General features: G+C 62.4%; 6 protein-coding genes. All 6 read left to right on the top strand.

Going from position 1 to position 7,477, the window contains the following annotated elements; translation table 11 throughout:
- Positions 1 to 153: 153 nt before the first annotated feature.
- The gene (locus AC1DLB_RS15715) at positions 154 to 2,271 is read left to right on the top strand and encodes a TonB-dependent copper receptor (protein WP_477744184.1); all 2,118 of its coding nucleotides are present in this window, start codon (positions 154 to 156) and stop codon (positions 2,269 to 2,271) included.
- A gap of 124 nt (positions 2,272 to 2,395) precedes the next feature.
- Positions 2,396 to 3,775, top strand: a complete 1,380-nt coding sequence (locus tag AC1DLB_RS15710) for a PepSY-associated TM helix domain-containing protein (protein WP_477745540.1) — start codon at positions 2,396 to 2,398, stop codon at positions 3,773 to 3,775.
- 245 nt (positions 3,776 to 4,020) lie between these two features.
- On the top strand, positions 4,021 to 4,809 hold the full coding sequence (locus tag AC1DLB_RS15705; RefSeq protein ID WP_477785246.1) for an ABC transporter ATP-binding protein: 789 nt from the start codon (positions 4,021 to 4,023) through the stop codon (positions 4,807 to 4,809).
- A complete protein-coding gene (locus tag AC1DLB_RS15700) occupies positions 4,806 to 5,753 on the top strand; it encodes an ABC transporter substrate-binding protein (RefSeq protein WP_413697091.1) in 948 nt (315 codons plus the stop codon). The genes AC1DLB_RS15705 and AC1DLB_RS15700 overlap by 4 nt, the downstream gene beginning before the upstream one ends.
- Complete coding sequence (locus tag AC1DLB_RS15695) at positions 5,750 to 6,760, top strand: FecCD family ABC transporter permease (protein WP_477744186.1); 1,011 nt, start codon at positions 5,750 to 5,752, stop codon at positions 6,758 to 6,760. The genes AC1DLB_RS15700 and AC1DLB_RS15695 overlap by 4 nt, the downstream gene beginning before the upstream one ends.
- Before the next feature lie 402 nt (positions 6,761 to 7,162).
- A partial coding sequence (locus tag AC1DLB_RS15690; RefSeq protein WP_477785245.1) for a DUF6124 family protein occupies positions 7,163 to 7,477 on the top strand: 315 nt, incomplete at its 3' end.

Raw genomic sequence — 7,477 nt, 5'->3', positions numbered from 1 at the left:
GGGAGCTTGCTCCCGCCTGAGTGCGCAGCACTCACAAAAGGGGCCGCTGCGCAGCCCAGCGGGAGCAAGCTCCCTCGCCACAAAAGCTCGCTCCTACAGGAATTTGCGTCGGCTGCCGGCCGTGTCGTTTACGACTGTTCGATGGAAATTGTCATGTCCAGGTTTTCTGCTGACACACGTTTGGGCGCTGCCCAGGCTTTTTTTGCCCTGAACCCATCCCGCGTTCGCTTCAGGCACGCCACCGCTGTTCTTTGCGGCTTGTTGCTGACGCCAATGGTGCTGGCCGATGAACACGCCGGCCACACCGAAGAACTGAGCCCGACGGTGATCACCGCCATCGCGCCGAGCTCGCCGCTGACCGTCGTCACCAACCCCAAGGACCCGCGCCAACCGGTGCCGGCCAGCGACGGTGGTGATTATCTGAAGACCATCCCCGGCTTCGCGCTGGTGCGCAACGGCGGCACCAATGGCGACCCGGTGCTGCGCGGCATGTTCGGTTCGCGCCTGAATATCCTCACCAACGGCAGCATGATGCTCGGCGCCTGCCCCGGCCGGATGGACGCTCCGACCTCGTACATCTCACCGGAAACCTACGACAAACTCACCGTGATCAAAGGCCCGCAAACCGTGCTCTGGGGCCCCGGCGCCTCCGCCGGCACCATCCTGTTCGACCGGGAGCCGGAAAGCTTCGGCGAACTCGGCACCCGGGTGAATGCCAGCGTATTGGCCGGCTCCAACGGCCGCTTCGACAAAGTGGTGGATGCCGCCGCTGGCGGGCCGCTGGGTTACGTGCGCGTGATCGGCAACACCGCGCACTCCGATGACTACAAGGACGGCAACAACGACACCGTGCCCTCGCGCTACGACAAATGGAACGGTGATATAGCGCTGGGCTGGACGCCGAACGCCGACACCCTGCTGGAATTGACTGCCGGCAAAGGCGACGGCGAAGCCCGTTACGCCGGGCGTGGCATGGACGGTTCGCAGTTCTTGCGCGAAAGCCTGGGCCTGCGCTTCGAGCAGTCGAACATCGGTGAAGTGCTGGATAAGGTCGAGGCGCAGGTCTACTACAACTACGCCGACCACGTGATGGACAACTACACCCTGCGCACGCCGTCCGGCACCGGGATGATGGCCGGTCCCATGGCCTCCAATGTCGATCGCCGAACCCTCGGCGCGCGGATCAAAGCCACCTGGCGCTGGGCCGATGTGCAACTGATCAGTGGCCTGGACGCGCAAACCAACGAACACCGCCAACGCAGCGCCATGGGCGTCGACGCCTACAAGGATGTGCCGCGCAACAAGGACGCCGACTTCCACAACTACGGCGTGTTCAGCGAACTGACCTGGTACGCCGCCGACCGTGATCGGCTGATCACTGGCGCACGACTGGACCGTGCTTCGGCCAAGGATTATCGGCAGACCATCGGCTCCGGGATGATGGCCCGCCCCAACCCGACCGCCGACGACACCCGCGCCGATACCCTGCCCAGCGGTTTCGTGCGTTACGAGCATGACCTGGCCGACAGCCCGACCACGCTGTATGCGGGCCTCGGCCATGCCCAGCGTTTCCCGGATTACTGGGAGCTGTTTTCACCCAAGTCCGGCCCTGCCGGTTCGGTGAATGCGTTCGACGCGATCAAGCCGGAGAAAACCACCCAGCTCGACTTCGGCCTGCAATACAAGACCGCCGACCTCGAAGCCTGGGCCTCGGGATATGTCGGGCAGGTGCGTGACTACATCCTGTTCAACTACACGCCGGGAATGATGGGCATGACCTCGCAAGCCGAGAACATCGACGCGCGAATCATGGGCGGCGAACTCGGTGCAGCCTACAAACTGACGGCCAACTGGAAAGCCGATGCGACCCTGGCCTATGCCTGGGGCAAGAACAGCAGCGACGGCACTGCCCTGCCGCAAATGCCACCGCTGGATGCGCGCTTCGGCCTGACCTACAGCGAAGATAACTGGAGCGCCGGCGCCTTGTGGCGGGTGGTCGCGGCGCAAAACCGCATCGACCGGAACAAGGGCAACGTGGTCGGCAAAGACTTCGACAAAAGCTCGGGGTTCGGCGTGTTCTCGCTCAACGGCGCGTACCGGATCAACAAGAACTGGAAGGTCAGCAGCGGCGTCGACAACTTGTTCGGCAAGGCCTACGCCGAACACCTGAACCTGGCCGGTAACGCCGGTTTCGGCTTCCCGGCCAATGATCCGCAAGCCATCAACGAACCGGGGCGCACGCTCTGGACCAAGGTCGACATGAGCTTCTAAGAGCATCGCGGGCAAGCCCGCCCCCACAGCTTCAACACCGCCGTGGGAGCGGGTTTGCCCGCGAATGACTGCGCAGCAGTCACCAGACAATGACAAAAGATCCAAGCCTAGCGGAGCACTTGAAGTGAAACAGCCCAAACCGAATTTCTACAACCTGGCCTGGCGTTGGCATTTCTACGCCGGCCTGTTCGTCGCGCCGTTCATGGTGATGCTGGCCCTGACCGGCATCGTCTACCTGTTCAAACCGCAACTCGATCCGTTGATGTACGGCAGCCTGCTGAACGTCCCGGCCGGTCATCACACAGTCGCCGCCGATGACCTGCTCAAGCGGGTAAAAGAGGCGTATCCACAAGGCCAGATCAAACAATACCTGCCGCCAGTGAACGCCGAACGCAGCGCGCAATTTGTGGTGATCAATGAGGGTCATGAACTGAACGTGTTCATCGATCCGTACCACGGCGATATCCTCGGCGAGCAGGATGCGAAGAACAATCTGCAGGCGCTCGCACGCTCGATTCACGGCGAGTTGATGATCGGCACCGTCGGTGATCGGCTGGTGGAGCTGGCCGCCGGTTGGGGTGTGGTGTTGGTGGTCTCCGGGGTATTTTTGTGGTGGCCGCGTGGCCAGCGCGCCGGCATTCTCTGGCCGCGCTTGAACAGTCGCGGCCGCGTGCTGTGGCGTGATCTGCACGCAGTGACTGGCTTCTGGGGCGCGGCGTTTTTGCTGGTGATGCTGCTCAGCGGCATGACCTGGACCGGCTTCTGGGGTAAGCAATACGCCGACCTCTGGAACCGCTTTCCGGTCGCCATGTGGAATGACGTGCCCAAGTCCGACGTCGAGGCCCGCAGCCTCAACAGCGCCACACGCCAGACCGTGCCGTGGGCCATGGAAAACACGCCGATGCCAATGTCTGGCGACCATGCCGAACACATGGCTCACGCCAGCACGCAAGCCGGCCCGGCGGCGCCGACCATCAGCCTGCAAGACGTGCAAAACATTGCCGTGCAGCGCAAGGTCGAGCCCGGCTACAGCATCACCTTCCCGACCACCGCCACCGGCGTGTTCACCATCGCGGTGTTCGCCGACGACCCGCGCAACGACGCCACCCTGCACGTCGACCAGTACACCGGCGACGTCCTCGCCGACGTGCGCTGGCAGCATTACAGCAACGTCGCCCGCGCCACGGAAGTCGGCGTGATGCTGCACGAAGGCAAGATGTTCGGCCCGTTCAATCAGATCATCGTGCTGCTGATCTGCCTGATGATTTTGCTCAGCGCCGTCAGCGGCGTGGTGATCTGGTGGAAGCGTCGGCCACAGGGCAAGTTCGGTGTGCCACCGTTGCGTCACGACCTGCCGAAATGGAAAACCGCAATGGTCATCATGCTCGCCCTGGCGGTGATGTTTCCGTTGGTGGGGGCTTCGCTGGTTGTCGTGTGGCTATTGGATTGGGGGCTGCTGTCGCGCCTGGGCCGGCAAATTGAATCCACCTCACCTTCATCATGAAACAGGCGAGATACGCGTACGCGTAAAGCCAATACAATGCGGGCCAGCATTGAGTCCTTGGCAAACCGCCAAGTTTTTGTGGCGAGGGAGCTTGCTCCCGCTGGGTTGCGCAGCGACCCCAAACCTGACGCCGCGGTTTCTGAGGGGATACCGCGTTGTAGGGTTTTACGACTGCTGCGCAGCCGAGCGGGAGCAAGCTCCCTCGCCACAGGTGTGTGCTGGCTTGAACGATCATCAGGAATGAAATGACCTCGCTGAACCTCACCAACCTCGCCTGGACACCCCTGGGCCACGGCCACTGCCATCACCAGTTCCAGCTGCGTGACGCCTCCTTGCACGTGGCAGCCGGTGAGTTCGTCGGGTTGATCGGCCCCAACGGCAGCGGTAAAACCAGCCTGCTGYGGTGCGCTTATCGCTTCAGCAAACCGGAACATGGCGAGATAAAACTCGACCATCACAACGTCTGGAAGCAGTCCTCACGCTGGTGTGCGCAACGCATCGCCGTGGTGTTGCAGGAATTTCCCGACGCCTTCGGCCTGACCGTCGATGAAGTGGTCGCCATGGGCCGCACGCCGCACAAAGGACTGTTCGACGGCGACACCGTGCACGACCGCAACCTCGCGGCCCACGCCCTGGAATCAGTCGGCCTCAAGGGCTTCGAAGACCACGCCTTCGCCACCCTGTCCGGCGGTGAAAAGCAGCGCGTGATCCTCGCCCGCGCCCTGGCCCAGCAACCGCAATTGCTGATCCTCGATGAGCCGACCAACCACCTCGACCCGCGCTATCAACTGGAACTGCTGCAACTGGTCAAACGCCTGCAGATCGGCACATTGGCGAGCATCCACGACCTCAATCTGGCGGCAGCCTTCTGCGATCGGCTGTACGTGATCCATCACGGTCGCATCGTGGCCAGTGGCACCCCCAAAGAAGTCCTGACCACACACCTTTTGCACAACGTGTTCGGCGTCGACGCCCTGATCGATGACCATCCCTTGCACGGCTACCCACGAATCACCTGGATAACCCAACCATGACTTTGCGTTCCCTGCTTTGCGTCGCGTTGTTGCTGGGCAGTGCCCATGCCTTCGCCGAGGCCACGAAATACCCGCTGACTGTCCAGAGTTGCAACCGCGCAGTGACCTTCAAGCAAGCGCCGAAACACGCGGTCAGCCATGACATCAACATGACTCAGATGATGCTCGCCCTCGGTCTCAAACCCAGGATGGCCGGCTACAGCGGCGTGACCGGCTGGAAATCGGTGACGCCCCAGATGCAGACCATCCTCGATGGCTTGCCGGAGCTGGCAGCCAAGTATCCGTCGGTGGAAACCCTGCTCAACGCCAACGTCGATTTCTTCTTCGCCGGTTGGGACTACGGCATGCGCGTCGGTGGTGACCTCACGCCGCAAACCCTGCAACCACTGGGGATCAACGTCTACGAACTCACCGAGTCCTGCGCGTTCGTGATGAAGCGCCCACCGGCCAGCCTGGATGACACCTATAACGACCTGCGCAACCTCGGCAAAATCTTCGACGTGCAGGATCGCGCCAACGCCGTGATCGCCCGGATGCAGGCGCAAGTCGCCGAGGTGCGCCAGGATCTGCCAGCGGACAAGCCTCGGGTATTTCTCTACGACAGCGGTGAAGACCGGGCCATGACCTCCGGGCGCCTGGGCATGCCGCAGGCGCTGATCGACGCGGCCGGCGGGCGCAACATTCTCGATGACGTCGAGGCGAGCTGGACCCGGGTCAACTGGGAAAACGTGGTCGAGCGTAATCCGCAGGTGATCGTGATCGTCGATTACGGCGAAGTCACCGCTGAACAGAAGGAGCAGTTTTTGCTGAACAACCAGGCCCTGCAATCGGTGGACGCGATCAAGAACCAGCGCTTCATCGTCATTCCTTACGTACAGGCCACCCCGGGGATCGACAACGTGCTGGCGGTCGAAACCCTGGCCAAGGGTTTCCACGGCGAATGATCGACCGTCGCTATGCCTTGTTGCTGATCGGCCTCGGCGTGCTGTTGCTGATGTCGTGTGTGGTGTCGCTGGGTTTTGGCCCGGCGCGGGTGCCGGTGGACGTGGTGTGGCGGATTCTGCTGCACAAGGCGCTCGGTGTTGGCGAGCAGAACTGGACGGCCGGCCAGGAACACATCGTCTGGCTGATCCGCGTGCCGCGCATGTTGCTCGGCGCGCTGGTGGGCGCCGGCCTGGCGCTGATCGGTGCGGTGCTGCAAGCGGTGACGCGCAATCCATTGGCCGATCCGCACTTGTTGGGCGTGACCTCCGGCGCGACCCTCGGCGCGGTGATCGTGGTGTTGCATGTCGGTGAAATCGTCGGCCTGCTGACCTTGCCCATCGCGGCGTTTATCGGCGCGCTGTTGAGCATGCTGATCGTGCTGATGATCGCCAACCGTCATGGGCGGCTGGACAGTGATCGGTTGCTGCTGTGCGGTGTCGCGGTGTCGTTCGTGATGATGGCGATTGCCAACCTGCTGCTGTTTCTCGGTGACCATCGCGCCAGTTCGGCGGTGATGTTCTGGATGCTCGGCGGCCTCGGGCTGGCGCGTTGGGAATTGCTTGCCGTGCCCGCCGCGAGTGTGTTGCTCGGGTTGGTGTTGTTGCTGGGCATGGCCCGGCCGTTGAATGCGTTGATGGCCGGTGAACAGACCGCCGTGACCCTGGGCCTCAATGCCCGCACCGTACGGCTGCGGGTGTTTTTGATTGCCTCGCTGATGACCGGGGTGCTGGTGTCCATCAGCGGCTCGATTGGTTTTGTCGGGCTGATGGTGCCGCACATTGCCCGGCGATTGGTGGGTGCCGAGCATCGGCGGTTGCTGCCGGTGTGCGTGTTGTTGGGCAGCCTGTTCCTCGTCTGGGTCGACGTGGCCGCACGCACCCTGATCGCCCCGGAAGACCTGCCCATCGGCGTCGCCACCGCCGCGATTGGCGGGCTGTTCTTCATCGGTCTTATGCGCCGGCGCTGACTCACCGCTCCCACAGGGTGATCGTTCCCACGCTCCTGCGTGGGAATGCCGCCAGGGACGCTCCGCGTTCCGCTTTGAATGTTTAACGGATGTATCAGAACTCAGACCTTTCCCACGCATCTTTCAGGTTGTCCGTCGGAAGCGGGCTCTCTAGTCTTTGGCTGTCGCTGACAACTCAGCGATCGGGCGTGAGAACCCGGTAGCCCTGTTAATCCAACATCAGTACCACCATAATTGCCGCCAGCTTACCGCTGCGTGCAATGCTCTATGGCGGCTGTGTGCGGGCGGACTTCGGTCCGGCCGGGTTTGGGGTACGACCGGTTTCTCACTCCGCACATAGCTGCCACCCCTTCATCGCGTGAGAAACGATAAGTGGTGGCTCCATTTGATTTGGTGCCCCTAATGAATAAAAAAATTGTTCCCGATCCACCCGTCAACACCAGCACTCCCGACCCCGAAACCTTGCGCGCTGAAGACCTGCTCAAAGACCGCGAAGCCATAAAACGCGCCCTCGACTACTATCTCGATCCCCCGGCGCCCTACACCGAAAAACCCCGCCGCCCCAGCACCATGTTCATCGTCGCCCCGAATATGGATACCGAAAGCCTGCTGGCCCACGCCTGTGAATCGTTAGCCACGGCGAGTGTCCTGGCCAGCGACTTCGCCAACGACCTGACCGCCCCGCAGCGCTACACGGCGCTGGCGATTCAACAGAGC

The organism is Pseudomonas sp. 05N434 (assembly GCF_056396965.1).
This window is presented reverse-complemented; position numbering and strand designations above follow the sequence as displayed.